Source organism: Salinivibrio sp. YCSC6 (assembly GCF_004916735.1).
GTDB lineage: Bacteria > Pseudomonadota > Gammaproteobacteria > Enterobacterales > Vibrionaceae > Salinivibrio > Salinivibrio proteolyticus.
Window position 1 is genome coordinate 1330185 of the sequence record NZ_CP039516.1, and the last position, 26608, is coordinate 1356792.

Here is a 26608-nt window from a genome sequence, read left to right on the forward strand (position 1 = left end):
ATGGTTGAAAAACTTTGGTTTCGTGAAGATGTTCCGGTTTGGGCCGCCCCTTTGTGGCCCATCAGCAAGCTATTTGGCGCGGTGGCACGCTATCGTCGTCAGCGCTATCTGAGTGGTAAAGCCCCCAGTTATCGCGCGCCCGTGCCTGTGATTGTGGTGGGTAACATCATGATCGGCGGCAATGGCAAAACGCCGTTTGTGGTTTGGCTGGTGGAGCAACTGAAGGCCCAAGGCTACCGTCCCGGAGTGGTATCACGTGGCTATGGGGGGAAATCGGAACAGTATCCATTGTTGTTGTCACAAACAACCTCTCCTCGCGTGGCCGGTGATGAGCCGGTCTTGATTGCCCGCCGTACTCAAGTGCCTGTTTGTGTTGACCCGGATCGTAGCGCGGCAGTTAAACGACTCCTCGATGAGGGCGTCAATGTAGTGGTTACAGATGATGGTATGCAGCACTACCGGCTCGATCGCGACCTCGAAATTGTGATTGTGGATGGTCAGCGTCGATTCGGAAACGGGCACTATATTCCATTAGGACCATTGCGCGAGCAGACGTCACGTCTCGATACCGTGGATATGGTGGTCAACAATGGAGGTGAGCCGCACCAAGGGGAGTGGCCGATGACATTGGTACCGACCGAAGCGGTGAATTTACGTAGTGGCCAACGTTGTCAGGTGTCGATTCTCCCTGAGGTGGTCGCGATGGCGGGCATAGGTCATCCGCCACGCTTTTTTGCCACCTTACAAAAAATGGGTGTGACCCCGGTACACAGTGAAGCGGTGCAAGATCATCAATCATTGAGTGCCGAAGCGCTAGACAGTTTAGCCGCAAAGGGGCAACATCTATTGATGACCGAAAAAGATGCTGTGAAGTATCAAGGCATTGCTCAAGATAATTGGTGGTATTTGCCTGTGGCAGCGAAACTCCCTGACACAGCGGCAAACTATGTGCTAGAAAAGCTTCACCACCTGAAAAAGCATAAAAATTAAAGGAAACTTATGGATCACCGTCTGCTTGAAATTGTGGCTTGTCCTTCTTGTCAGGGTAAGCTCTACTTCAATAAAGAAAATAATGAACTCGTGTGTAAGTTCGACCGTGTTGCGTATCCGATTGAAGATGGGATCCCGGTGCTGCTCGAATCTGAAGCACGTGATATGTCATTGGAAGAGGTTCAGGGATGACAGACTTTTATGTGGTGATCCCCGCGCGTTATGGCTCAAGCCGATTACCGGGAAAACCACTCGCTGATATCGGCGGAAAGCCTATGATCCAACACGTTTACGAGCGCGCTCAAGCCGCTGGTGCCAAACAAGTCATCGTTGCGACGGATGATGCACGGATTGTTTCTGCCGTCGAGGCTTTCGGAGGTGAAGTCTGCTTGACCCGAGATGATCACCAATCTGGGACTGAACGATTGGCTGAAGTTGTGACAACCTATGGGTTTGCGGATGATGCCATTATCGTCAACGTCCAAGGTGATGAGCCTTTGATCCCATCGGCGGTGATCCGGCAAGTTGCGGATAACCTGAACACATACCAACAAGCGCCGATGGCGACTCTTGCGGTTGCGATTGACCAACCGGAGCAGGTCTTCAACCCTAATGTGGTCAAAGTTGTCACCGATCATCAAGGCTTTGCACTGTATTTTAGTCGCGCCACCATCCCTTGGGATCGGGAGCATTTTGGCGAGGACTCGCCGCAGGTCCCTGAGTCATTACTGCGCCATATTGGTATTTATGGTTATCGCGCCGGATTTATCAGCCAGTACATCCATTGGACACCGAGTCCTTTGGAAAAAATCGAGTCACTGGAGCAGTTACGCGTACTCTGGCATGGTGAGAAAATTCATGTTGATGTGGCCAGTGAAACACCGCCACACGGTGTGGATACCCAAGCGGATTTAGAGGCGGTACGCGCGCACTTGGCGTCGTAACCGTGTGCGTTTGAGCCCCAATAAAAAAGCCGCGATAGTTATCGCGGCTTTTTGTTACCTTTTATGCGCTCGGCTGGGCGATTAGATCGCGCAGCCTTTGCCATGCTTGGCCTAACCGTTCATGCCAATAACGCTCAAATTGTTCCAAGTATTGTGCGCGAGGACTGTACTTAATCCACGGCTGTTTGATTTCTTTTTGCGCCATAAAATTGGTTGGGGCAGGGATAGGGTCAAGCCCGGCGCTTCGAAATTCATATAAGGCACGATCCATGTGAGAGGCAGAGGTGACTAACACGAGGTTACTACTGCCTACGACAGATGCCGCTTGATAGGCTTCTTCCCATGTATCTTTGGCGGTTTCAAGTAACAGAATACTGTTCTTATTAACGCCCAGTGCCATGGCCACTCTCGCCAACATTCTGGCGTGGCTCACTTCATATCCGTGATCATAACCAGATAAAATCAGTTTGGAGGTTGGATACATCCGATGGATGCGTATACCTTCAGCCAAGCGCATCAGCGCGGTACGTGATAGCTCGGAGGTGGGTGGCAATGCGTCATCAACTACATGACTATTGCCTAACACCATGACGAAATCCACGGGTTTATCCGTGGGGAGAAAGGCGGGATATTGACGTTCCAGCGGCCGAAGCAGTCCAGAGGCGACGGGTTGGAAAGACGCGAGAAAGATACCTAAAAATGCCCCTAAGATAACAAATGATGCCAGCTTTTTACGCTGAGAGAACCAAAGCAGGCATAGCCCGAAAAGACCCAACAACAACAGCGCGGGCAAGGGCATTATCAAGGTTGAGATCAGTTTTTTTAATTCAAACATGCAATGTCGCCCGAAATATAGTCAAACGAGGCACAAATAGTGCCATAAACCTTTATTAACGTAAGGCTTGTGACAAAATATGCCCTTCTTACTATTCAATGATAACGAATGCCATTGTGACTGAGGACAGAAATTTCGACGACATTGCCCACAAATTTGTTAAAAACATTTATGGATCGGGCAAAGGCGAAATCCGCCAAGCAGTAGTTTGGCAAGACATTGAACAGATTTTGCGCCATTTTGACGATGATAGTCGTCCTCTGCATATTCTAGATGCAGGTGGCGGCGTTGGGCCATTATCGCAGCCATTGGCGGCGCTTGGTCACAGGGTCACTTTATGTGATCTCTCTTCGCAAATGCTCGACTTAGCGCGACAGGAGATTGAACAACAAGGCTTACTCTCGCAGTATCAGCTGGTTCACGCCCCCGTGCAAGCGATCGGCGAACATTTGACCACTGCGCCGGATGTGATTTTATTTCACGCGGTGATGGAGTGGCTAGAGCATCCAGAACAGGTGCTAAAGACGTTATTGACGTTGCTAAAGCCCGGCGGTTTCGCATCGGTGATGTTTTATAACCAGACCGGCTTACTCTTTAAGAATTTAGTGTGCGGCAATTTAAGCCATGTTCAGGCGGGGATGCCGCACCGAAAACGCTTCAAACTGCAGCCGACGAAAGGCTTAATGCCTAACGACGTGTATCAATGGATCACGCAAGCAGGATGCGAGATTAAGGGCAAAACTGGAGTGCGGACGTTTCATGATTACATGCGAGATACCCGCACCGGTGACTTTACCTTTGAACAAGTAGTGGCGCTAGAACAGCAGCTATGCCGCGAAGAACCCTTTGTGTCGCTAGGACGTTACATTCACGTCTGGGCACAGAAGGCAGAATAAGATGAGAAATGATGAAAACAACAAGGACAACGGATGAGTGATCAGGCCCAATCAACCCTGACGCGGGCAGACGACGCTCAGACAGTGCCCGAATTGGTCAACTGGGTGAAGCAAGGTGGCTTTTCACTTAACTTGCCGCCGGAGCGATTGGCGTTTTTATTGGCCATTACGGTAATGAGCCAAGAACGTTTCGAAGATGAACTAAGCGAAGGTGAATTGATTGATGCCTTCCGCATCGTGAGCGAACAGTTTGCCGCGTCGGGTGATAGCCCTGCGGGAAACCTTGCCTTTCGCGCCAACAACGCCATCAATGAAATGGTACAAGCCCGTTTGCTGAGCCGGTTTACGAGTGAAATGACCGAGGGCGATAGCATTTATCGCTTAACGCCGTTGGCGATGGGCATTGCAGATTATTATGCGCGTCACCGTGAGTATTCAGCGCTGAAGTTGTCAGTGCAACTATCGATGGTGGCGGATGAAATTGAAAAAGCCCGCAGTGCAGCGATGCAAGACGGCGATGCGAAGTTTTGGCGCCACAACGTGTATGGCGTGTTGAAATACTCGGTAGCCGAAATTTTTGATCGCATCGACCTCAATCAGCGCGTGATGGACGAGCAGCAACAGCAAGTGAAAGATGATATTGCTGCGCTGCTGACGCAAGATTGGCAGGCTGCGATCGCCAATTGTGAATACTTGCTCAATGAAACCTCGAGCACGCTGCGCGAGTTGCAAGACACCTTGCAAGCCGCGGGAGATAACTTACAAAGCCAATTGCTCGAGATTCAAGAAGTGGTGCGCTCGCGTGATGACCTCGATTTCGTGGATGCGATGGTTTACAGCCTGCAAATGAAACTCGACCGGATCATCAACTGGGGGCAGCAAGCAATTGACTTGTGGATTGGCTACGACCGTCATGTGCACAAGTTTATTCGTACCGCCATCGACATGGATAAAAACCGCGCATTCAGCCAGCGATTACGTCAATCGGTGAGCGACTTTTTCGATGCGCCTTGGTTTTTGACCTATGCCGATGCAGAGCGACTCCGCGACACCCGTGATGAAGCCTTAGTGCTACGTGACGATGAAGTAACTGGAGAAATGCCTGCAGAGGTTGAATTTGAAGAGCTGACGGTGGTGGATGATGCGCTATCACGTCAAGTCTCTGAGATGCTGCAGCGTCACCGTCAAACCGGCCAAGCCATCAACTTGGGCGACGTCCTGAAATCTTATCTGGCCGAGCACCCGCAAGCCCGCCACTTCGATCTCGCGCGTTTGGTGATTAACCAAGCGGTTCGGATGGGCTATTCCCAGTCCGACTTTAACGCGATCCAGCCTGACTGGCAGGCCATTAATGACTTTGGAGCCAAGGTACAAGCGAATGTCATCGATAAATACTGAAATGCCAATGCCTGAAGGGTTAGCAAAAGCGATCGCTAATCCACTGTTTCCGGCGTTGGATAGCGCTTTGCGTGCTGGCCGCCATATTGCCAGTGAAGATTTGGATAACCATGCGTTGTTGGTTGAGTTTGAGCAAGAACTGAATCTTTTTTACCAGCGGTACAACGCAGAATTAGTGCGTGCCCCAGAAGGGTTCTTTTACCTGCGCCCTCGCTCAACCAGCCTGATACGCCGCAGTGTTCTGTCTGAGCTAGATATGCTGGTGGGCAAAGTCTTGTGTTTTCTTTATCTCAGCCCAGAGCGACTGGCGCAAGAAGGGATTTTCACCACCCAAGAACTCTTTGACGAACTGATGGCGCTTGCCGATGAGAAAAAGCTGATGAAGCTGGTCACACATCGCGCCAGCGGCTCTGACTTAGATCGTGACAAACTGTTCGACAAAGTTAAAACCTCACTGCGCCGTCTACGCCGATTAGGCATGATCATTCCAATTGGTGAAGGGCACAAGTTCCGTGTCAGCGAAGCTACGTTCCGTTTTGGCGCCGATGTGCGCACTGGAGAAGACATGCAGGATGCACAATTGCGCCTGATCCGCGATGGTGAAGCGGTAGTGCATACCCAAGAGCATATCCAATCCAGCTTTTTGGACGACGATCTGCATGAAGAGGATTCGTCTACCCAATCCCAACCAACTGAGGAACAGACAGCATGAGCCAACGCGGTAAATATCAATCACTCACCATGGTGAACTGGAACGGCTTTTTTGCTCGAACCTTTGATATCGATACCTTGGTGACCACGCTTTCTGGTGGTAACGGTGCCGGTAAATCAACCACGATGGCGGCGTTTATCACGTCTTTGATCCCCGACCAAACCTTGCTTCACTTCCGAAATACCACGGAAGCGGGCAGCTCGAGTGCCTCGCGAGACAAAGGGCTGCACGGTAAATTGCAGCCGGGATCGTGTTATGCCGCGCTGGATGTGGTGAATTCCCGTCAGCAACGGGTGTTATTTGCGGTACGTCTGCAGCAAGTCGCAGGGCGAGACAAAAAAGTCGATATTAAACCCTTCGTCATTCAAGGGTTGCCCTCACACGTGACCCCGACTGAAGTATTGGTAGAAACACTGGCTAATGGGCAGGCTCGTGTTCGCCAATTAAATGAAGTGAAAGAGGCAGCAGGAGGCTATGAGACCGCGCATTTCAAGGCGTTTAACTCGGTCACCGACTATCACGCCCAGATGTTTGAGTTTGGCGTACTGCCGAAAAAGCTGCGCACTCAGCAAGATCGCGGCAAATACTATCGTTTGATTGAAGCATCCTTGTACGGCGGGATCTCAAGTGCCATCACCAAATCGTTACGCGATTATTTGTTGCCGCAAAACGGTGGCGTGAAAAAAGCGTTCCAAGATATGGAAGTCGCTTTAAAAGAGAACCGGATGACGCTGGAAGCGATTAAACTGACCCAGCGTGATCGGGATTTGTTCAAGCACTTGATCACCGAAGCAACGCACTATGTCGCCTCAGACTACATGCGCCATGCCAACGAACGACGCAGCAAATTAGAACAAGCCTTGTCGTTGCGTGCCGAGTTGAGCAGTGCACAAGCGGAATTGCAGCAAAAGCAAGCGCAAGCACACGCGATGCAAGAAGAGCTGGATGAGCTGGAAGCGGGGCAAGATCACTTAGAACAAGACCACCAAGCGGCATCCGATCATTTGCAGTTAGTGCAATCTGCGTTACGTCAGCAAGAAAAAATCCAACGCTACGAAGAAGACTTACTTGAATTGAGTGAGCGCCTTGAAGAACAAATCATGGTGGTGGAAGAAGCGGCTGAGCAATTAGCTGAGGCCGAACTGCGAGCGGCGCAAAGCGAAGAAGAAGTTGATAGCCTAAAAAGCCAATTGGCCGATTATCAACAGGCATTGAACACGCAACAGACGCGTTCTTTGCAATACCAGCAAGCGGTGAATGCGCTAGAAAAAGCCCGTGCGCTGACCGGTGATGAAGAGCTACTGGCTGATGATGCCAGTGCTCGGTTGCAGACACTTAAAGCCGAAGAAGCGCAGCAAACCGATACCGTGCTGTCCTTGAAGCACAAACGTGACCTTGCTTCTGCGACGGCGAGCCAATTTGATCATGCGTTTACGTTACTACGTCGCATTGAGCCGGATGCGCTGCGCGAGAAAGCCGGAACGCAAGCGAAATATTGGGTGGAACAAGGCCGCGAGCGTCGTTATTTAGCCGATAGCCTAAATCAACTACAGTATGAGCAGCGCGAGCTGTTGCAGCGTCAGCAGCACCGTGAGCAAGCACAATCACTGGTGAGTCAATATCAGGATGTAACCCACGAAACACTGACCAACGCGGATGCGGTGGAGCAGGCGGTAGCATTGCAGCAAGCGACGCGTGATGAGTTGCAGCTAGCCCGCGAGCAACAGGCCGAGCAGGTTCGCGAGCATCAACGCCAAGATGATGCACTGGCAAACGAAATTCGTGTGTTAGAGGGACAAGCACCTGCATGGATAGCCGCCAACGACGCACTGACCAAGCTCATTGAGCAGAGTGGTCAAGCATTGCACGATCGCCAAGCGGTGATGGCGGCGATGCATGAGACGCATGAGCAGGTGCGTGAACGTACCCAAGCGCGCGATCAATTAGCAGAGCAAAAAACCAAGGTCGAGCGAGCGATCGAGCAGCTTGCCCAGCCAGGTGGCAGTGATGATGCTCAGTTGCAAGCGCTGGCGGACACCTTAGGGGGGACTTTGCTCTCTGAGATTTATGACGACATCACCCTTGATGATGCGCCTTATTTCAGTGCGCTGTATGGTCCGGCTCGTCACGCGATAGTGGTCCCTGACTTAAAAGGCGTGAAAGCAAAACTGGCTGATTTAGAGGATTGCCCAGACGATCTGTATGTCATCGAAGGTGATGCTGACGCGTTTGACGACAGCGTGTTTGATGCCGAGGAACTCTCTGGCGCGGTGTGTGTGCACCTCAATGATCGTCAAATGCGTTATTCGCGCTTCCCTGAAACGCCTTTGTTTGGTCGCGCAGCGCGTGAGTACCGTCTCGAGGCGTTACGCGAGCAACGCGAATCCTTGGTCGAAGACTACGCCAAAGCATCTTTTGATGTGCAAAAACAACAGCGTTTGTCTCAGGCATTTAGCCACTTTATTGCCGAGCATTTAACGGTTGCTTTTGAGGCGGATCCTGAATTAGCCATCAAGCAGCGCCGTGATAAGCGCTCGGCTATTCAGCGTCAATTGGCAGACGCCAAAGCGCAACAGCAACAAACGGACGAGGCAATCAAACGGACTCAGCAGGCGCTGCAGATCCTCGACAAACTCCGTTATTGCGCTGGCGCGCTGGCTGAGAGCGATCTGGACAGTCAAATCGATGCGATTCAACAGCGGGTTGAAGCGGCAAAGCAGGCTAGTGCCTTTATCAAGCAGCACGGTGACACCCTCACCGAGTTGGAAGCGCGACTCTCGACGTTGGATGCTGATCCTGAGCAGTTTGATAAGCTTGAGCAGGCATACCAAGATGCAGACGCGCAGCTGCAACAGATTAAGCAGCAAGTGTTCGCGGTCGCCGATTTAGCCGAGCGTCGTCCGCACTTTGCCTATCAAGATGCGGCAGATATGCTCACGCAAAGCAGTGAGTTGAATGAGCAACTGAAAAGCAAGCTGAAAACCGCGGAGCAAGTGCGACAGCGTGAGCGCGAGGCACTAAAAAATATTCAGCAACAGACGAACCAATACCATCAGGTGTTGGCGTCACTGAAAAGCTCGCACCAAGCGAAACAAGAAACCGTCGCCGAATTTAAACGTGAGTTAGCCGAATTGGGCGTTCAGGCCGACGATGATGCAATGGAGCGTGCTCGCGTTCGCCGGGACACCTTACATGAACAGGTGCACCAAGCGCGTCAGCGCCACAGTCAGCTTTCACGCGGTATCACTTCGCTAGACATGGAAGTGAAATCGCTGACTAAAGGCCTGCGTAAATCATTGAAACAATACCAAGACTTGCGCACATTTGTGGTGAATGCTAAAGCAGGCTGGTGCACAGTGATGCGTATTGCGCGTGATAACGGCGTGGAAAAACAGCTGCATCGTCGCGAAATGGCCTATATGTCGGCTGATGAATTGCGTTCGTTGTCGGATAAATCACTGGGCGCGTTGCGTTTGGCAGTCGCCGACAATGAAACCTTACGTGACGCACTGCGTGCATCGGAAGACATTGGTCGTCCTGAACGCAAGGTACTCTTTTATGTCGCGGTTTATCAGCACTTACGCGAGCGTATTCGCCACGACATTATTCGCACCGATGATCCTGTCGAAGCAATTGAAGAGATGGAAGTTGAGCTCGCGCGCTTGACCGAAGAGCTGACGCAACGGGAAAAACGTTTGGCGATAAGCTCAGAGTCGGTGGCGAACATCATTCGTAAAACCATTCAGCGAGAGCAAAATCGTATCCGCATGCTTAACCAAGGCCTACAGAATATTGGCTTTGGTCAGGTAAAAGGGGTGCGTTTGAATGTGTCGATTCGCGAGACGCATGCACAACTTTTAGCGGGCTTGGCCGAGAATGCTGAGCAACATCAAGACTTGTTTGGCAATCACAACCTCACCTTCTCGGAAGCGATGGCGAAGCTGTTCCAGCGCCTCAACCCGCATATCGAGTTGGGCCAACGTTCGCCACAGGTGTTGGGAGAAGAGCTCCTTGATTATCGCAATTACCTAGAATTAGGCATTGAGGTTAACCGTGGCACGGATGGCTGGTTGCAGGCCGAGTCGGGCGCGTTATCGACCGGTGAAGCAATCGGTACGGGCCAAGCTATCTTGCTGATGGTGGTGCAAAGCTGGGAAGAAGAATCACGCCGTTTGCGCGGTAAAGATGTGATCCCATGTCGTCTGCTGTTCTTGGACGAGGCAGCGCGTCTAGATGCTAAATCCATTTCGACGTTGTTTGAGCTATGTCACCGCCTTGATATGCAGCTCTTGATTGCGGCACCGGAAAACATCAGTCCTGAGCAAGGCACGACGTACAAGCTAGTGCGTAAGATCTTCAACGATCGAGAACATGTGCATGTGGTTGGATTGCGCGGTTTCGGTGAAGAAAAGCGCCGAGAATTAGCGCAAGAACCCGTCCTCGGCTAGAGGCAAGACTGAAAAACAACAGGGCCAGCGGATGCTGGCCTTTTTTTGTGGTGTTAAGATTAGGTTTTAAAGTGACTGATGGTATTTTCCAAGGTGGTCGCCTGCTCACTTAACTGCGTCACTGTTTCCTCAGTACCGCGGGTGCGCTCTGAGACGCGATCGGCCGATTGCGCCATGGTATTAACGTTTTGACTGATTTCATCGGTCACTTGGGTCTGTTGATTAGCGGCGGTGGCGATCTGCATGTTCATCTCGTTGATACGTTCAATCATCTCAGTGATTTGACTGAGCTTATTATTGTTTTCTGTACAGTTCTCAACACTTTCAAGCACAGCACTGTTCGCCTGTTCGATGCCCGACGCCGCTTTGTGTGTTTCGAGTTGAAGCGCTTCGACTTTTTTACGGATTTCTTCCGTCGAGTCTTGCGTGCGTGTTGCCAGTGAGCGCACTTCATCCGCGACCACCGCAAATCCGCGTCCTTGCTCGCCGGCACGCGCGGCTTCAATCGCCGCATTGAGTGCCAGCAAGTTGGTTTGCTCCGCAATCTCTTGGATGACATCAAGCACCGAGCCAATGGACTCACTTTCTTGCGACAGCTGCTCCATAGACTGCGTGGCATTAGACATATCGTTTTGAAGTTGCTGCATCCTTGCGACGAGATTGTCTCCAATCTGGCTTCCTTCTTGCGCAGATAGGGTGATGTTATCTGAGGCTTCAGAGGCATTACTGGCATGTTCAGAGACTTCGCTAATCGAGGCCGCCATTTGTGTAGCAGCTGTCGCGACTTGGCTTGAGTTACGCGCCTGCTCATCAATTTGACCACGTATATCGACAATATCGGTGCTGATATCTTTTGAGGATTGCAGCAGTAATGAAGACGCATTATGGGTCTGCTGGATAACGTCTCTGAAGCTAGCAAACATACCATTGAGGCTATTGCTCAGCTGTGAAAGCTCGTTTTTACCTTTGAGATCAAGTTGAATGGTTAAATCCTTATTGGCTGCAATGTGTTGAATTTTATCAGCAAGGGCAAGAATGGGGGCGCCGATACTGCGGCCGAGGTAGAACGCGGCAATCGATGCAACCACAGCCAAGCCCAGTGCGGTTAGTAATGTCGAGTAGAGGATATCATCGCTAATCTGCGCGATAGCACTCAAGGCTTCGGACGTATCTTGCTGGCTCACGATGGCCCAAGTGATGCCATACACCTCTAGCGGTGAATAGATAGCGATAACCTCATTGCCGCGATAGCCCATCTGGGTCATGAGCCCTTGCTGACCCGTTAATGCTTTTGATGCGGCTTCACTGTCGATGGGTTGCTTACCAGCCGCACTATTCTGGTAGTCAATTTTGTGAATTGTTGCTTCATTTATGCCCATCGCTTGCAGCCGGCTAAGATAGGCGTCTTTGTCATCGGTTAGCAGACGTGGCTCAGAACGCAGACGCTTGTCAGGACCCACGAGAAATAGCTCGCCTGTTTTGCCCATGCCTGATTCAGCCCATTTATCATTGTTGCTAATAATTTGGCTGATACGCTCAATCGGCATCTGGAAAATTAAGGCACCGATTTGTTTATCATTTTTATACACAGGGCTGGCAATAAATGAGGCAGGGCTGTCGTAAGACGGGTAGTAGGCGGCAAAGTCGACAAATCCCAGCTCGCCTTTTGGCGCTTGGCGCACTTTTTTATACGCTTGTGCGATGCCACTCGATGCGTAGGGACCATTGAGTAAATTAGTGGCGTAATCAAGCTCTTTATACACGCTGTAAACAATATTGCCTTGATTATCAATCAGAAATATATCGTAATAACCAAAGGTTTTTAAATAGTGCTGAAAGTTAGGATGAAATACGGCATGAATTTCGCTGTAGACTGACCCATCATTTGCGTTTGCTAATGCATCTTTACTCCACAGTGGGTGCGTATTTTCACTAATATAACTTTGCTGAAGACGTTTTGCGGTTTCAGTTAATTGATTGTATTTATCTAATGCACTGGTTCTCTCATCATTAATGTTTTGATATTGATTAGAAAACTGTTCTGTATAATATCGCTTTAGTGCGGCTTCTTTTTGAGGCGATGTGGAGATTTCATCATTAATGCTTTGAAATGCATAAGAAAACTGTGCCAATGCATCTTCGGTCATCGTGGAATTAGCCAGAGTTTTTATTTGATTACCAATCAGTTGGAAATAGTTTCCTATCTCCGATTTTTTGGCTTCTTTGATCGCGGTGAGCTGGTCACTCACTTTTGCAGTGAGTGACTGAGAAGACAGTGAAATGGTTCTTGTCGCAAGAATGGCAGCAACAATAATGACACAACTTAATGAGGCAACCACAATGGCGAGGGTTATTTTTTTACTGACTTTCATTTTTGACACTCCACGTACTGCTTTAAGAAAAAGGTAGATACTAAAGTGTCAATGTGCACAGAAATAAATGCTTTGTTTGCGTGAATTTAATGATGTGTAGAGTTAAGGATACATATTCATGCGATGCGCAGACAAAAAGTGACATGCGCTGTCACTTTTTGTCCAAAGATTGTGATTAGTGGGCCGGTTCCGTCGTGAAGTGATCAATAGTGTTTGCTAAACGTTGAGCGCGTTACTCCTGAGACGTCGTTATCCCGGCGTAAAAAGACACCTTGCTGCGAGAAGGTGGGAGAGGCTTATTCGATGAAGAAAATCACTTAACGGGTGAGATCACATTCCAGCATGGCGACACTGTGCAGCTTTCCAAACTTTTCACCCACATCACTGAGCTGACCGACTTGTTGAAAGCCATAGCGGCGATGTAGCGCCAACGACGCAGGGTTAGGCAAAGTGATCAAAGAGTAGGCGCGGCGCAGGCCTTGTTGACGCATGCCATTGAGTAGCGTTTGCATCAGTTGAGAACCAATGCCTTGGCCACCTGCATCGTGAGCGACATAAATCGTGATTTCTGAGGAAATAAGATAGGCTTGTTTGGGATTAAAGGCGGTGTTGTATGCAAAACCGACAAGTTTGTTGTTTTGCTCCGCGACCCATGCCTGATAGCGAGATGACGCATCAAACTGAGCAAACCAACGTTCACGCTCGACCGTTTGCCAAGGCACCAGATCAAAGGTAATCGCGGTTTGCGAAATGTAATAGTTATAAATGGCGTTGATCGCATCACAATCACGCAACTCCATGCGTCGAATAAGCATTTTCGCTTCCTTTTTGCGTTTTTTGCGCGAAATAAGATACCGACCTTCTTTCCGTTTGCCAAGTGTTGATGATAATTTGCTCATCGTTTGGGGGAGGAGTGAACACAGCCAACCACCAAGGTGACTGGGTCGGGGAATAGACGAGAAAAGATTGTAGATTTATCTGGTTCGGATTAGCATGAAACTCTCACTCCTCGACATTAAGGACGTGTTTTGTCTGAGTTAACTGCAACTTCTATTTCGCCCGTCGGTCCGTATTTTTCGCCTTTGGTTCAGGGCTATTGGCGCCTTGATGACTGGCAAATGACGCCACAACAACGCCTTAGCTTTCTTAAAGCGCATATCGACCTTGGCATTACTACGGTGGATCACGCGGACATTTACGGTGATTATCGCTGTGAGTCCTTATTTGGTCAGGCTCTCAAGCTCGATCCGAGTGTCCGTCAGAAAATTCAAGTGGTCTCGAAGTGTGACATTAAATTGGTCAGTGAAGCGGCGCCAACCCGCAAAATTAACCACTATGACACCAGCTATCGTCATATTATTCAGTCTGTTGATAACTCATTGTCGCGTTTAGGCGTTGAGCGTCTAGATGTACTCTTGCTGCATCGTCCGGATGCGTTGATGGACGCAGATGAAGTGGCAGAAGCTTTCACCACACTGCGTCATCACGGCAAAGTGAAGCACTTAGGGGTGTCGAACTTTTCCCCATCGCAGTTTGACTTGCTGCAATCGCGACTCGATGAGTCGTTAGTGACCAACCAAGTCGAAATCAACCCACTGCGCTTTGATGTGATTCATGATGGTACGCTCGATCAGTTGCAACGTTTGCGGATTAAGCCGATGGCGTGGTCGTGCCTTGCCGGCGGTGAGCTATTTAACGCTGATAGTGCGCAGGCGACGCGGGTAAGAGAAACCTTACAAGTGATTGCGGATGAGTTGGGTGCAACCATCGACCAAGTGATTTACGCGTGGGTGATGCGTTTGCCGTCAGCACCGCTCCCCATTATTGGTTCAGGGAATATTGAACGCGTGAAATCAGCGATCAATGCGCGCTCATTAACCTTAAGTCGTGAACAATGGTACCGTATTTGGGTCGCCTCAAAAGGACATAATGTGCCTTAGGCGCAGCGGCGAATAGCCAAATAGAGTAGCAAAATAGGGCGGCCATGGTGCCGTCTTTTTTATCACCGTAATAGGTGAAATCAGCGATAGTGTGGGGAAGTATGAATGGCGACGAGAGCGATGATCCTTTGCTTTCGTGACGCCATAACTGGCAGGTTGCCCGGTGGAGACGTCCTGTTACCTGCCGGGTCGCGACTATTTTTTAGCTTGAAGTTGCGCGTTGTGTGATGTGAGCGCAGACACCTCAAGAAGTGGGGCGGCGTCAATATCGTCAGCATTCATCATCGATGACACACGCTGGACTGACGAGAGCAATAATGACTGTTCCCACTCTTCCAAGTTTTGGAAGCGAGAAATAAAGCTTTCTTGCAAAGGTTTCGGCGCTTGCTCGAGTGCCGCTTCACCTTGCTCGGTTAAATGCGCGTGGACTTTACGCTTATCCAGCTCACTGCGCACCCGCACAATCAATCCGCGCTTTTCTAAGCGATCAAGGATCGTGGTTGCAGTGGCTTGGCTCATGTTGGTGTGCGTGGACAGTTTTCGAATGGTCACTTGACCTAATTCTTTGATAGCACGCATTAAAACCAGCTGAGGACCCGTAATGCCAGAGACTTTGTTGAGTTTGCGTGAGTGCAGGTCAATCGCTCGGATGATTTGCCGCAGCGCGACCAGGACTTCTTCGTGTTTTTCCATTCATTAACCTCCACCAGTAAAACAGCGAGCGAAACTTACAATACAAGTAGATGTAGTGCAAAGATATTTAGAGAAAAAACGATGATTTACGGTTTTTTTCTCTGCGAAATAACTCGCCGTCTTTCAGTATATTATAATCGTTAGAGTTCAAATTAAATCTAATTTATTGTTATTTTTAGCTCTTTCAGTGACACAGTGCAAAAAGCACTACTTTGTCACAAACTTTCCTGCCAAACAGGTCCGATCAGCGTTGCAACCCGTTGTATTCAACACTAAGCATAATGGGTCGATCACATAAAGAGAAATAACGCAAATTGATTGTTGCATTCAGTTACACATTGCTTAAAATCGCTTGCCAATAAAAGAGAATGGTTCTCATAACCATTTGAATCTCACTAGCGAAGGATAAAGGTATTATGGAACTGACCCCTTTTAAGCGTAATCTTATCGCGCTTTCCCTTTTTGCGGCACCTTTAGGTGCACAGGCAGCGACTCAGCAGGATGTTGTTGAGCATTACGCTGACGTTGCTCATGCGGTATTTGCTGATTCACACACAACAGCTATCGCGTTAGAGCAGGCCATCGATGCGTTTGTTGCTAAACCTTCTGAACAAACTCTTCAAGCAGCAAAAAAAGCATGGCTCGATGCGCGTGTACCTTACCAACAATCGGAAGTTTTCCGTTTTGGTAACGCTATTGTCGACGATTGGGAAGGGCAACTCAATGCTTGGCCACTCGATGAAGGCCTGATTGATTATGTTGCTGATGGATATCAAGCGGAATTAGGTAATGCGGGCGCGACGGCCAATATTATTGCTAACCAGTCCATTCAAATTGGTGCCACTAAGCTCGACGTTGCTGAGATCACACCTGACTTGCTGGCAAGTTTGAATGAAGTGGGTGGGTCAGAAGCCAATGTGGCGTCTGGATATCACGCGATTGAGTTTTTGCTGTGGGGACAAGATTTACATGGCACCCAAGCAGGCGCCGGTGAGCGTCCTTACACCGACTTTGCTTATGGTGAAGCATGTACGCACGGAAACTGCGACCGTCGTCGTGACTATCTGAAAGCGGCAGCCGATCTGTTGGTCGATGATTTAGCGTGGATGCGCGACCAATGGGCGGAAGGAAATAAAGATAACTATCGAGCGACTTTGCTGGCGGACTCAAGCGAAAATGGCTTGCGTAAAATGCTGTTTGGTATGGGATCACTGTCTTTGGGTGAGCTTGCCGGTGAGCGTATGAAAGTGGCACTGGAAGCGAACTCAACTGAAGATGAGCATGATTGCTTCTCAGACAACACACACAACTCGCACTTTTACAACGAGCAAGGTATTTACAATGTTCTGACGGGCTCCTATCAGCGTGTGGATGGTAGTGAACTGACTGGCCCTTCGATTTTGGATCTGGTTGCGGAAAAAGACCCACAAGCGGCAAAAGAGATCAAAGCGAGCTTTGACAAAGCCCACCAACAAGTCAAAACCTTGGTTGTGTCGGCTGAGCAAAACAACGTGCATTTTGACCAGTTGATTGCCGCGGGCAACACCGAGGGTAATGCGTTGGTTAATCAATCAATTTTTGCGCTGGTTGATCAAACCAAGCATATTGAACGTGCCGCCAAACTGATTGGTATTGATAACCTCAACCCAGATACCGCGGATCACCAATTCTAATTTAGCCGCGAAAGACAAGCCCCGTTCAGCGGGGCTTTTTGCTTTGTCAGGATACACTATGAAGCCCTATGTCATTGCTTATCTCAGTGCAGCGTGTATAAGCGCGTTGTACCTTCCTTCCAGCCTTGCATTTGAACGCACCTCGGGTGGCAGTACCACTGTTATCAAAGAAGGGCAGAATGCCTTTTCACAGCCAGCCGCTAACTTACCGATGAGTGAGCGCATCGATTTTAGCGTCGGCAATAGTTTTTTTCGTAACCCTTGGGTAAGTTCGCCAGCATCTACGGATGCGCGAGATGGACTGGGACCTTTATTCAATACCAATGGTTGCCAAAACTGTCACATTAAAGATGGTCGTGGTCATCCGCCCCAAGCGGGGGATATTAACGCGGTTTCGATGTTAGTGCGGCTAAGCGTACCGGCGTTGAGTGACGCGGAAAAACAAAAGCTGATCCAGTACGGCAATATTCCCGAGCCAAATTACGGTGGCCAGTTACAAGACTTCGCGCTGCCGGGCGCCAAACCAGAAGGAAAAGTGACACTCTCCTACCAGCCAGTAACGGTCACATTCGAAGACGGAGAATCGGTGACACTGCGCAAGCCTAACATTGCGATCACCGATTTAAACTACGGGCCTATGGCTGAGAATGTGCAGATGTCTGCACGCATTGCGCCGCCCATGATTGGACTGGGACTGCTTGAGTCGATTGCCGCAGAGGATATCTACGCGCTGGCCGACCCCAGTGATGATAATGGCGATGGGGTTTCAGGACGGGCAAACCAAGTCTGGGACGTCGAACAAGGGCGTACCGCACTGGGTCGCTTTGGCTGGAAAGCCGGTTTGCCAACTGTTAAGCAACAAAATGCAGCGGCCTTTAACGGTGATGTCGGCCTCACGACCTCCATGTTCCCGCATCACAATTGCATGCCTTCACAATCCGTTTGTGAAGATATGCCAAATGGAGGAACGCCGGAGGTAAGTGACAATATTCTCTCGTTTGTTACCTTTTATGCCCGCCATCTTGCCGTGCCAGCGCGCCGTAATATGGAAGATCCTAGTGTAAAACAAGGACAGGCGCTGTTCGTTGAAGCGGGCTGCCATGCATGTCATGTCCCGACTTTTACCACCCAAAAGCGGCCTGACTTACCGGCATTGAGCGAGCAGACCATTCATCCGTATACGGATTTGCTGTTGCATGACATGGGAGAGGGGCTTGCCGATCACCGCGGCGAGTTTATTGCCAACGGCCGAGAGTGGCGTACTGCTCCGCTTTGGGGAATTGGCTACACCAAAGAAGTTAGCCCAGAAGCAACATACCTTCACGATGGACGCGCGCGTACCCTGATGGAAGCGATTTTATGGCATGATGGTGAAGCCGCGACAGCCAAACAGGCGGTACTAGGCATGTCTAAAACAGAGCGTGATGCCTTGGTTGCTTTCTTACGCTCATTATAACGGTATTAACTAACACGATTATTGGAGTCATATCGCATGCGTTTTCGACTCAATGCTGTGGCGGTGCTCTCTGTGAGCGCCACGCTATGGCTAACGGGGTGTTTATCCCAAACTGAGACAGGGCCTAATCATGGCTTGTGGCAGCTGCAAAAACAACGCAGTGAGCATTTCAAACAAACGGCAGCGCAACTTGCCTCAACCACAGCGGCGGTATGTGATGATCGCGCAACTTTGGCAGAGGCTCGTGCGGCATGGCAAACCACTATGGTGGCGTGGATGCCGCTACAAGGGGTAGAAAAGGGATCGGAGCAAGCGCTCGCACAAAGTTGGCGCATCCAATTCTATCCGGATAAGAAAAACACCACCGGGCGCAAAATCAATGCGTTGCTTGCTGCGGATAAAACATGGCAAGCGAATGATTTGGCCGAGCAAAGCGTCGCGGTCCAAGGTGTTGGTGCCATGGAATGGCTGCTTTATGACGCCCAAGCGGATATGCGTGATGCCAAACAATGTCAGCTTGCGAAAGCGGTGAGTGGCCGATTATCGCAAACTGCCAGTGCCCTGAATGAGGCTTGGCAGCAAAATCCGTGGCAGGGCATGCCCCCATCGATGGCGATGGCGGAAAAACTTGGTGCATTGAACCACCAGTTAGATTACGTGATGAAGAAGCTTTCAAACCCATTGGGTAAGCCGGGTTTTCCCAACCCGTACCAAGGCGAAGCATGGCGTTCTCGCCATTCGTTAGCGCTATTAGGCGAGAGTATTCAAGCGATGCAGGCGATGTATCATGCTGATGGTGGCATTGAGCAGGCACTGCGCGAGCGTGGTTTTGAAAAGGTTGCAGATCGTGTTAGCGAGCATTGGCAGCTTGCCTATGACAGTGTGCCGACGGACGGTGTGCCGCTGTTTGAGCGCCTTAATAGCGTTGACGGGTATCGCGATATGCTCACGGTGTACAATAACTTGGAATACCTCAAGTTAGTGCTAAATGGGCAGGTCGCGCAAGATTTGGGTATCGTTGTAGGGTTTAATGCCACCGATGGAGACTAGTCTTAAACGTCGCCGTTTGCTTAAAGCGGCCTTAATGGGCGCGGCGCTTCCTTCCGTCGTGAGCTTAGTGGCAGGCTGTAGCGAAAAAGAATCGCAAAAGGCCTGCACATTGCTGGGCTGTGCCTTGAGCACGGATGGCTCTTACGCGGTGGTGGGCGCTGATGATACCGGCCAGCCGCTGTTTCGTCTGCCGTTACCAGATCGTGGTCATGGTGTCGCAGCCCAGCGTCGTCACGTAGGCAGTTTGGCCGTGGCGTTTGCGCGTCGTCCCGGTGATTTCATGCAGGTTTTTGATTATCAACGTGGAGTGACCTTGTCACAAGTTGATGCCGAACCAGATCGTTATTTCTATGGCCACGGTGCTATCTCGGACGATGGCCAATGGTTGTATACCACAGAAGGAAAACGCCAAACCAGTGAAGGCGTGATTGGTGTGTATCGCTTGTCATCCGACGGTCAAGTGAGCAAGGTGCGTGAGATCAGTGGTTTTGGTATCGGCCCCCATGAGGTAGCCCTGTACGATGCGCAAACGCTGGTGGTAGGGGTTGGCGGTATGCACACGGATGGCCGTACAGTATTGAACATTAACGAGATGCAGCCTGCGTTAGTCTACCTCGACATTGCCAGTGGTGACGTTGTTGAGCGTGCCGAGTTGGCCAATAAAAAGCTCAGCATTCGGCATCTTATGGTGTCTCATGATGGTTATGTGGCCACCGGCCAACAGTATCACGGTGACGATAATGCTCCGTTGGTAGCGATCCATCGCCGGGGCGAGCCCATGCGACAGCTCACTGCAGAACCAGAGCAGTGGTCGCGATTTAACAATTACGTTGCCAGTATTGCGACCCTAAATGGTTGGATTGTGGCGACCTCTCCGCGAGGAAATTGTTATGGGATCTGGTCACTCGACAGTGGCGAGATGATCGGTCTTCACCCGTTGGTCGATGCGTCCGGGGCAAGTCGCGATGGCGATGTGATCAACCTTAGCTCTGGAGGAGGCAAAATGGTCACGCTGAATACCGCACATACGCCGGATTATCATATGACACCGGTGCGTTGGGATAACCACTGGATAACACTGGTGTAATCTTTCTCGGGTAAAATCAAATATCGGCAGCATCGTTTTGCTGCCGTTTTTTGTGCCATATTCCTACCGCAAAGCGATCAAAATCAGACTATCATTTTGCTTCTGTCAGGCGAAATTTTGCCATAATTAAAGCATGGAGTAGGAGGTGTGTATGAAAATAAGGCCGGACGCCTATTTGGCTAACCTTCTGATTGTATTTAGCTTAATTTTGTCGCCTGTCCATGCGGCATCGCCTAACAGCAGTAGCAGTGTGCGGTTTTTGACCGAATCAGCCGGACAGTCTTTGTCAGCCGATGAGCATCATAAACGCGCCTATCAGCATGCCCGAGATTGGCTGCAAGCGGCCGCGCCGGATGCCACTGTGCTCGCCTATCCTGATCTACTCACCCGCGACTATCTGGAACACGGATTCGTTTTGCTGTGGGAGCGAGACGATGCGCGCTATGAACTTGAAACACAGGTGAACGTGATTTCGCTCGCTGGGATCAGCCCCGAGTTTGAATGGCGAGCATGGCAATTACGCCAGCTTCGCGAGCAAGGCCAAGATTTGGCATACGATGTGTTTGCGACCGATACCCTCTATGCACTGCTCAGCTATCAGGCCGCTATTCCCCAGAAAGGAAAACAATGGTTTTTTGGCGCTCAACATCGCGCGCCACTTCCGGCGCCTGCTTTGCCCATGCGGGAACAGGTATTTCAGGCTGGGTTAGACCATACGCTTTACGCCTTTTTATACCATCGTCGCCCAGCTAATCAGCAATATCGCGCGTTAGTGACCGAAATTATCCGGCTACAACAAGATGCGAACCAACTTTGGCCAACGGTGGCATTAAACGGATTAGTCAGACCCAATGAGGCGGTGGCGACAACCTTTGCGTTGAATTTGGTAGAAAATCTGCGGCGACAAGGGTTTTGGGGGGAAGATCAACGGCTACAAGCGATTGATGGGCACAGCGTTCGTTATGGCGGTGACTTGTTGGAGGCCGTGCGCGAATTCCAAGGGCAACATGGACTGACGGTGGATGGTATCATTGGTCCATCGACGGCACGATGGCTAAATCGTGATGCGCAAGACCGCATTCGATTGCTCGCGCTCAATGCTGAGCGGCTTCGCCTATGGCCGGATAATCAGCCGAATCGTATTGTGGTCAATATTCCCGATTACCGGATGACCTTATGGTTTGACGATCAAAGTGTGTTTGAAAGTAAGGTCGTGGTTGGACGCACATCGCGCCGTACACCATTGTTTTCGTCTCGGCTTGATTCGGTGGTGCTTAACCCCAGCTGGAATGTGCCGCAAAGTATTGTGCGACGGGATATTTTGCCAAAGTTAGCGCGCGATGAGTCTTATCTGAGCCAAAACCATTATCGAATTCTGCCTGATTGGCACAGCGATCAAATCATCGATCCAACCACTATTGACTGGCAGCAAGTGCGGGTTGATGGTTTTCCTTATCGCTTGCAGCAAGCGCCGGGCAAGCTAAATGCCTTGGGACGATTTAAATTTAACACCCCTAATCGCAATGCGATTTATCTACATGATACGCCGGCACGTAGCTTGTTTAGCAAATCACGCCGCGCGTTTAGCTCCGGCTGCATTCGGGTGGAATATGCCGAGGAGCTGGCCAATGTGCTGCTCGATTTGTCAGGACAACGTTTGACCGACTATCAAACCTATCTGGATGCGACGCAAACCAAGTGGATCAGTTTGCGTCGCCCACTCGCCGTACAAACCATATATCAAACGGCGTGGGTGACGGAAGACGGGCGCGTTGCATTTCGAGATGATGTTTACGCCTATGACACCAAACCTAATCGAGATGTCACGACGCGGGAGCCGAGTTATTTGACTCAGCAGCGACCGCTACAACAAAACGAACATACTCAGTAGTCCTAATAAGCATTAAGAAGCGGGCGGTCTCTACATAGACGACTAAGGCTAAGCGGCACGAGAGTGTCGCGCCGCTGCATAACGCTGAGGTCTATTCGGTTTGATGGGCCAAATGAGGGGCGATATAGCGCTGATAGCGTTTAGCTTTAAGCTTGGTTAAATCTACGAGGACCAAACCATCAATACAGTCGGCAAAGTCAGGATCGACGCCGAAATCTAAAAACTGTACGCCGCCAGGCTCGCATAACTCACTGTACTGCTTGTACAAAGTCGGGATCCCGACGCCAAGGTGATCCAACAGCATTTTGAGCTGTTTGAGATCCCGCTGATAATCATCGCCACTAAAATGGGTAAGTAATTCACTCTCTTTCGCGGCCGCCAAACGGTAGGGGCGTTTAGAGCGTACGTAATCACTGTCTCCGGCAAAATAGGTACGGTAGAAAAAGATCAGCAACTCTTTGGCCGCTTGTGGCATGGCGTTGCTGATAGTCACTGGGCCAAATAAATATCGATACTGAGGACGCTGGGCCAACAGGGCACCAATACCAAGCCATAGATAGTCGAGACTGCGCTTGCCCCAATACTTGGGCTGCACAAAACTGCGGCCCAGTTCCAATCCCTGAGCAAGAAAAGGCTGCATACCTTGCTCAAAGTCAAACAAGCTGGCGCTGTAGATCCCCTTTATTCCTTGAGCTGCCACGGTTTTTTGGGTATCACACAGTCGATATGCACCGACAATATCCAGCTCGACCGGATCCCAGAGCACAAGGTGCCAATAATGCTGATCGAATTTATCGAGATCGCGTCGAGCTCCCGTCCCTTCTCCGACAGCGCGAAAGGCGACTTCGCGTAAACGCCCAATTTCTCGCATGATGGGTGAGTCGGCTTGATAGTCGATGAGAAAGATCAACTTACCATCGGGGGTCTCTCCCAGCTTTTCACTGGTTTCTAGCGCACGCTTGAGATCTAACCGCGGTTCAGGAGCGGCAATTGCAGCTTCGGTGGGGAATAAACCGGGCTTACCTTTTCCCAATCGGTAGAGGTGTTTGTGAAATAGCTTTACCCGTGTTCTCACCGGGAGATTGGCACTGGGACTGTAGCTATGGTGTGGGATCATTTCACCAATGGTAAAGACGATGGTTTTATTCTCTTGGCGGAACATTTCCTCTACCAAGAGTAAGGTCGACAAGGGTTTGTACACCATGGACGCGCCATAAAAGGTGGCAGAGTTTCGTCCGTCAACATGAATAGGAAGGATTGGGGCCTTAGCTTTGGTCGCCATCCGTAAAAAGCCTTGTTGCCATGGTCCATCTTTAATGCCAGACGGCGCGACGCGCGACACTTCACCGGCTGGGAAGATAATTAGCGCGCCGTCGTTATCGAGCCATTGATTGATGTTTTGGAGGTTTTCTTTTGGGGTACGACCGCCCATGTTGTTGACAGGGAGCAGACACGAATGCAAAGGAGTAATTTGCATAAGAAGCTCGTTCGCGATCACTTTTACATCAGGACGTACCGAACGCACCATTTTTAGCAATGCCAAGCCGTCTAACGAGCCTATCGGATGGTTGGCGATAATGACCACGCGCCCCGATTCAGGAATGCGCTCTTTTTCACGATCACTGACGCGGTAGCTGAAATTAAAGTAATCCAGTACCTGCTCGACAAACTCAAACCCTTGTAGGTGAGGGTAACGGTGGGCGAAATCGTGGAACTCCTGCTCGTGTAACAGTCGTCGCAACGTTTTAATCATGGGGCGTTTAAGCCATGCGCGTTGCTCCAGTTTGGGGTAATTCGAAGCTAATACCTTATCAACATCAAACATAGTCAACCTTGCGTCCAGAACCGTGCTCATGCACTGTTTGGTTAGACGTTAAAAACGACATTTGCTTACATCCTCACAGTCTTTAGTGCGAACTCATCGCACATAACGCGGTAAAGATCACAAAATAGTCGCTATCTATGGTTGGTGGGGGTCACCATCACCGTATAGGCATCAATGCTAGGTAGGAAAGGTGACAACGGCTTGGCAGCACAGTTGCAAACTCATGACAGCATGGCATAGTGAGGCCCATATTCATTAGCGTAGACAGAGACGGTTGTGTGTGACACGGCCTCGCGAATAAAAGGGATCTCTCATGGCGTTGCATTACGAGATTGTGCCAGTTACGGCATTTCAACAAAATTGCTCCATCATTTGGTGTGATAAAACCAAGCAAGCTGCCGTTGTCGATCCGGGTGGTGATATTGCGAAAGTGCGCCAAATGATTCATGCACTTGACGTTACAGTAACGAAAATTTTGCTGACTCATGGCCACCTTGATCATGTGGGCGGAACGGTTGAGCTTGCCAAAGCGTTAGATATTCCAGTGATTGGGCCGCATAAAGAAGATGCATTTTGGCTGCAAGCCTTGCCTGCACAGGCGCAGATGTTTGGCTTTGCGCATGCCGAGCCGTTTGAGCCAGACCAATGGCTTGAACAAGGCGATACGGTGACGGTTGGAGAAGGACAATTATCGGTATTATTTACTCCGGGCCACACGCCAGGCCATATTGTTTTTGTGGACGAGCAAGGTCGTACAGCGTGGGTTGGCGATGTGCTATTCAATGGCGGGATTGGCCGCACTGATTTTCCGAAAGGAGATCACGCAACCTTGATCAAAGCCATCAAAAACACCTTATTGCCGGTGGGGGACGATGTGACTTTCATTCCGGGTCATGGACCGACGTCCACGCTGGGGCATGAGCGACAAACCAACCCCTTCCTGACCGGGGCGTTTTAGCGCCGTTCGATAGGTAACTGCGCTCGCCGCTGTCACTCTTGGGCGGCGGCGAGATAGCGTCGCGTCACGCCTACAAAATCCTCCAACGGCCTATCCAATAAATCTTCACTGACAAAAATGTCATAGCCAAGAAGCTCGCGAGTATAGCGCATGCGATTGGCGAGCATCGCCATCAGCCCTTTGTATAGGATACCGTTTTCACCGCGATATGGCGTATCGTCAAACATCATATCTTCAAGTGGTTTACTGGGCTTACTGGGGGCACGGCGATAGGCGGTAATTAACAGGGCGCGCTGAGTCATAATAATATGCGTGACCATGCGCAGGCTGATCCCCTCGAGGAGAGCGTCATAGTGCTTGATTTTAATCCCCACCCAGGGGAGAGGCTCACTGATCCCCTCTTGCCGATAAACCTGTGGAATACCGATAGCTGCGATATTTTTCCACTTTAGTGCCCACCCCCCGCGAAAGCTATGATGCTGTAGGTGCATAAAAGAGAGGGAAAAGGAGAGTTGTACGCGCTGTAGCAACTTATTGATGGTGAAAAAAATGGCGATAATGGCGATTAATCCCAGTACGCCTTGGCCGAATGACAAGGTGGGTTGGATCAGAAAAAAACAAACTAACCCGAATGCAACCGCCATGGCTGCGAGCATACTCCACCGAGCGGCTTCAAATTGCGGAGGATAGATTTTAACCGTTTTTAACGCGTCCATGATCCTACGTGCAACCTGTGGGTAAAAAATCAGCGATGTCGGCGCTCCACCTTGCGGGTGGATGTGCCAACGGGCGACACTCTGTCTCGAGTCGAAAACATCTCTTCTTTTAATCAGTATACGAGGAAAGTGTCTGATTAGTTTGCCTAAAAAACACTGGATTGGTAAACATTTGTCGCGGAATATCACGATCTTTACGCGCACTCGGGCACACTTACCTACAAAAGAGCGTCAAAATTTGGTATAAAACGCGCTTTGTTTTTCACCCGCTGCATTCAGAGGCTCTGAACGTAGTGCATCGGAGTAGGATGATTGAATGAAAATCTCTCACAAGCGTAAGGTACAATTCAAACTGAACAAGCGTGTAAAGGCAACGTCGCCAGCACGTCAGCGTCCAGTTAAAACTCAGCCAGTTGCCGCAGCAAAGCCTGCACCTGCCGCCACGCCAGCAGCTGCTGCAAGCGTCTCAGTGTCACTCACGCCAAAGCAACAACAGGTGCTTGATATTGTACAAGCCAACCCAGAAGGGATTAATCCTAAAGGCATCGGTTTGGCTGCCGGTCAAGAAGATAGCAAAGCCGCCTCTTGGGCGACAGGCGCGCTGAAAAAACTCACCGAAGAGGGTGTGGTGGAGCGTGTGCAAGTGGCATCTAACAAGGTTATCTATAAAGCCTGTTAATCGCATTTGCTGGCCCGCTTAAGCTGCTGATGGCATCGATACCAT

The 26608-nt window shown here is 50.2% G+C and carries 21 protein-coding genes; 15 read left to right on the forward strand and 6 right to left on the reverse strand.

The window, feature by feature from the left end; genetic code table 11:
• Genes lpxK through kdsB form a run of 3 tightly spaced genes read left to right on the forward strand, consistent with a single transcriptional unit; the run spans position 1 to position 1934 of the window.
• Complete coding sequence (gene lpxK / locus E8E00_RS06125) at positions 1-990, forward strand: tetraacyldisaccharide 4'-kinase (RefSeq protein ID WP_108743128.1); 990 nt, start codon at positions 1-3, stop codon at positions 988-990.
• A gap of 9 nt (positions 991-999) precedes the next feature.
• Positions 1000-1182 (forward strand): Trm112 family protein, encoded by a 183-nt coding sequence (locus E8E00_RS06130; protein WP_069587307.1) that lies wholly within the window; start codon positions 1000-1002, stop codon positions 1180-1182.
• Complete coding sequence (gene kdsB, locus E8E00_RS06135) at positions 1179-1934, forward strand: 3-deoxy-manno-octulosonate cytidylyltransferase (protein ID WP_077455882.1); 756 nt, start codon at positions 1179-1181, stop codon at positions 1932-1934. Before E8E00_RS06130 ends, kdsB begins: the two co-directional genes overlap by 4 nt.
• A gap of 61 nt (positions 1935-1995) precedes the next feature.
• On the opposite strand, the gene elyC is transcribed toward kdsB, so the two are convergent.
• Positions 1996-2769, reverse strand: coding sequence for an envelope biogenesis factor ElyC (gene elyC / locus E8E00_RS06140; RefSeq protein WP_077455881.1), 774 nt, complete (start codon positions 2767-2769; stop codon positions 1996-1998).
• Positions 2770-2885: 116 nt separating this feature from the next.
• On the opposite strand from elyC, the gene cmoM reads away from it, so the two are divergent.
• Genes cmoM through mukB form a run of 4 tightly spaced genes read left to right on the forward strand, consistent with a single transcriptional unit; the run spans position 2886 to position 10223 of the window.
• Positions 2886-3665, forward strand: coding sequence for a tRNA uridine 5-oxyacetic acid(34) methyltransferase CmoM (cmoM, locus tag E8E00_RS06145; RefSeq protein ID WP_069587321.1), 780 nt, complete (start codon positions 2886-2888; stop codon positions 3663-3665).
• 33 nt (positions 3666-3698) lie between these two features.
• Positions 3699-5063: a chromosome partition protein MukF gene (gene mukF, locus E8E00_RS06150; protein ID WP_096628574.1), complete on the forward strand. Its 1365-nt coding sequence runs from the start codon at positions 3699-3701 to the stop codon at positions 5061-5063.
• Positions 5044-5775, forward strand: coding sequence for a chromosome partition protein MukE (gene mukE, locus E8E00_RS06155; protein WP_069587314.1), 732 nt, complete (start codon positions 5044-5046; stop codon positions 5773-5775). The genes mukF and mukE overlap by 20 nt, the downstream gene beginning before the upstream one ends.
• Positions 5772-10223, forward strand: a complete 4452-nt coding sequence (gene mukB / locus E8E00_RS06160; protein WP_096628572.1) for a chromosome partition protein MukB — start codon at positions 5772-5774, stop codon at positions 10221-10223. The genes mukE and mukB overlap by 4 nt, the downstream gene beginning before the upstream one ends.
• Before the next feature lie 59 nt (positions 10224-10282).
• Here mukB and E8E00_RS06165 read toward each other — a convergent pair whose 3' ends face one another.
• The gene (locus E8E00_RS06165; RefSeq protein ID WP_205907365.1) at positions 10283-12595 is read right to left on the reverse strand and encodes a methyl-accepting chemotaxis protein; all 2313 of its coding nucleotides are present in this window, start codon (positions 12593-12595) and stop codon (positions 10283-10285) included.
• A gap of 317 nt (positions 12596-12912) precedes the next feature.
• Entirely contained in the window at positions 12913-13410 is a 498-nt protein-coding gene (locus E8E00_RS06170) for a GNAT family N-acetyltransferase (RefSeq protein WP_096628569.1), read from the reverse strand.
• Positions 13411-13623: 213 nt separating this feature from the next.
• Between E8E00_RS06170 and E8E00_RS06175 the strand changes: the two genes are divergently transcribed.
• A complete protein-coding gene (locus E8E00_RS06175) occupies positions 13624-14535 on the forward strand; it encodes an aldo/keto reductase family oxidoreductase (RefSeq protein WP_096628566.1) in 912 nt (303 codons plus the stop codon).
• 195 nt (positions 14536-14730) lie between these two features.
• Here E8E00_RS06175 and E8E00_RS06180 read toward each other — a convergent pair whose 3' ends face one another.
• Positions 14731-15228 carry a MarR family winged helix-turn-helix transcriptional regulator gene (locus E8E00_RS06180; RefSeq protein ID WP_069587048.1) on the reverse strand — a complete coding sequence of 166 codons (498 nt, stop codon included), beginning with the start codon at positions 15226-15228 and terminating at the stop codon, positions 14731-14733.
• 416 nt (positions 15229-15644) lie between these two features.
• On the opposite strand from E8E00_RS06180, the gene E8E00_RS06185 reads away from it, so the two are divergent.
• The 5 genes from E8E00_RS06185 to E8E00_RS06205 all read left to right on the forward strand — a co-directional run bounded on the left by E8E00_RS06185 (position 15645) and on the right by E8E00_RS06205 (position 22385).
• Positions 15645-16901, forward strand: a complete 1257-nt coding sequence (locus tag E8E00_RS06185) for an imelysin family protein (protein ID WP_069587047.1) — start codon at positions 15645-15647, stop codon at positions 16899-16901.
• A gap of 58 nt (positions 16902-16959) precedes the next feature.
• Complete coding sequence (locus tag E8E00_RS06190) at positions 16960-18357, forward strand: di-heme oxidoredictase family protein (RefSeq protein WP_096628563.1); 1398 nt, start codon at positions 16960-16962, stop codon at positions 18355-18357.
• A gap of 36 nt (positions 18358-18393) precedes the next feature.
• Positions 18394-19407 (forward strand): imelysin family protein, encoded by a 1014-nt coding sequence (locus E8E00_RS06195; RefSeq protein WP_096628561.1) that lies wholly within the window; start codon positions 18394-18396, stop codon positions 19405-19407.
• Positions 19397-20494 carry a DUF1513 domain-containing protein gene (locus E8E00_RS06200; protein WP_240531887.1) on the forward strand — a complete coding sequence of 366 codons (1098 nt, stop codon included), beginning with the start codon at positions 19397-19399 and terminating at the stop codon, positions 20492-20494. The genes E8E00_RS06195 and E8E00_RS06200 overlap by 11 nt, the downstream gene beginning before the upstream one ends.
• Before the next feature lie 151 nt (positions 20495-20645).
• Positions 20646-22385 (forward strand): murein L,D-transpeptidase, encoded by a 1740-nt coding sequence (locus E8E00_RS06205; protein ID WP_096628555.1) that lies wholly within the window; start codon positions 20646-20648, stop codon positions 22383-22385.
• Between the two features lie 91 nt (positions 22386-22476).
• Here E8E00_RS06205 and E8E00_RS06210 read toward each other — a convergent pair whose 3' ends face one another.
• A complete protein-coding gene (locus tag E8E00_RS06210; RefSeq protein WP_096628552.1) occupies positions 22477-24210 on the reverse strand; it encodes a lysophospholipid acyltransferase family protein in 1734 nt (577 codons plus the stop codon).
• 313 nt (positions 24211-24523) lie between these two features.
• Here E8E00_RS06210 and E8E00_RS06215 point away from each other — a divergent pair, with 313 nt between their 5' ends.
• Positions 24524-25168: an MBL fold metallo-hydrolase gene (locus E8E00_RS06215; protein ID WP_096628549.1), complete on the forward strand. Its 645-nt coding sequence runs from the start codon at positions 24524-24526 to the stop codon at positions 25166-25168.
• A 32-nt stretch (positions 25169-25200) separates the two neighbouring features.
• Here the strand turns inward: E8E00_RS06215 and E8E00_RS06220 are convergent, their stop codons facing one another.
• Complete coding sequence (locus E8E00_RS06220; protein ID WP_240531886.1) at positions 25201-25884, reverse strand: DUF2982 domain-containing protein; 684 nt, start codon at positions 25882-25884, stop codon at positions 25201-25203.
• Between the two features lie 316 nt (positions 25885-26200).
• Between E8E00_RS06220 and E8E00_RS06225 the strand changes: the two genes are divergently transcribed.
• Positions 26201-26563 carry a MarR family transcriptional regulator gene (locus E8E00_RS06225; protein ID WP_096628547.1) on the forward strand — a complete coding sequence of 121 codons (363 nt, stop codon included), beginning with the start codon at positions 26201-26203 and terminating at the stop codon, positions 26561-26563.
• Positions 26564-26608 lie beyond the last annotated feature (45 nt).

What these genes read in the sequence shown, in the direction of transcription:
- E8E00_RS06180 (WP_069587048.1), bottom strand. Translation starts at nt 15,228, where the DNA reads ATGGAAAAACACGAAGAAGTCCTGGTCGCGCTGCGGCAAATCATCCGA.
- E8E00_RS06185 (WP_069587047.1), top strand. Translation starts at nt 15,645, where the DNA reads ATGGAACTGACCCCTTTTAAGCGTAATCTTATCGCGCTTTCCCTTTTT.
- E8E00_RS06225 (WP_096628547.1), top strand. Translation starts at nt 26,201, where the DNA reads ATGAAAATCTCTCACAAGCGTAAGGTACAATTCAAACTGAACAAGCGT.
- E8E00_RS06210 (WP_096628552.1), bottom strand. Translation starts at nt 24,210, where the DNA reads ATGTTTGATGTTGATAAGGTATTAGCTTCGAATTACCCCAAACTGGAG.
- E8E00_RS06130 (WP_069587307.1), top strand. Translation starts at nt 1,000, where the DNA reads ATGGATCACCGTCTGCTTGAAATTGTGGCTTGTCCTTCTTGTCAGGGT.
- E8E00_RS06205 (WP_096628555.1), top strand. Translation starts at nt 20,646, where the DNA reads ATGAAAATAAGGCCGGACGCCTATTTGGCTAACCTTCTGATTGTATTT.
- E8E00_RS06200 (WP_240531887.1), top strand. Translation starts at nt 19,397, where the DNA reads ATGGAGACTAGTCTTAAACGTCGCCGTTTGCTTAAAGCGGCCTTAATG.
- elyC (WP_077455881.1), bottom strand. Translation starts at nt 2,769, where the DNA reads ATGTTTGAATTAAAAAAACTGATCTCAACCTTGATAATGCCCTTGCCC.
- mukE (WP_069587314.1), top strand. Translation starts at nt 5,044, where the DNA reads ATGTCATCGATAAATACTGAAATGCCAATGCCTGAAGGGTTAGCAAAA.
- mukB (WP_096628572.1), top strand. Translation starts at nt 5,772, where the DNA reads ATGAGCCAACGCGGTAAATATCAATCACTCACCATGGTGAACTGGAAC.
- lpxK (WP_108743128.1), top strand. Translation starts at nt 1, where the DNA reads ATGGTTGAAAAACTTTGGTTTCGTGAAGATGTTCCGGTTTGGGCCGCC.
- mukF (WP_096628574.1), top strand. Translation starts at nt 3,699, where the DNA reads ATGAGTGATCAGGCCCAATCAACCCTGACGCGGGCAGACGACGCTCAG.
- E8E00_RS06190 (WP_096628563.1), top strand. Translation starts at nt 16,960, where the DNA reads ATGAAGCCCTATGTCATTGCTTATCTCAGTGCAGCGTGTATAAGCGCG.
- E8E00_RS06215 (WP_096628549.1), top strand. Translation starts at nt 24,524, where the DNA reads ATGGCGTTGCATTACGAGATTGTGCCAGTTACGGCATTTCAACAAAAT.
- kdsB (WP_077455882.1), top strand. Translation starts at nt 1,179, where the DNA reads ATGACAGACTTTTATGTGGTGATCCCCGCGCGTTATGGCTCAAGCCGA.
- E8E00_RS06170 (WP_096628569.1), bottom strand. Translation starts at nt 13,410, where the DNA reads ATGCTTATTCGACGCATGGAGTTGCGTGATTGTGATGCGATCAACGCC.
- E8E00_RS06165 (WP_205907365.1), bottom strand. Translation starts at nt 12,595, where the DNA reads ATGAAAGTCAGTAAAAAAATAACCCTCGCCATTGTGGTTGCCTCATTA.
- E8E00_RS06220 (WP_240531886.1), bottom strand. Translation starts at nt 25,884, where the DNA reads ATGGACGCGTTAAAAACGGTTAAAATCTATCCTCCGCAATTTGAAGCC.
- E8E00_RS06195 (WP_096628561.1), top strand. Translation starts at nt 18,394, where the DNA reads ATGCGTTTTCGACTCAATGCTGTGGCGGTGCTCTCTGTGAGCGCCACG.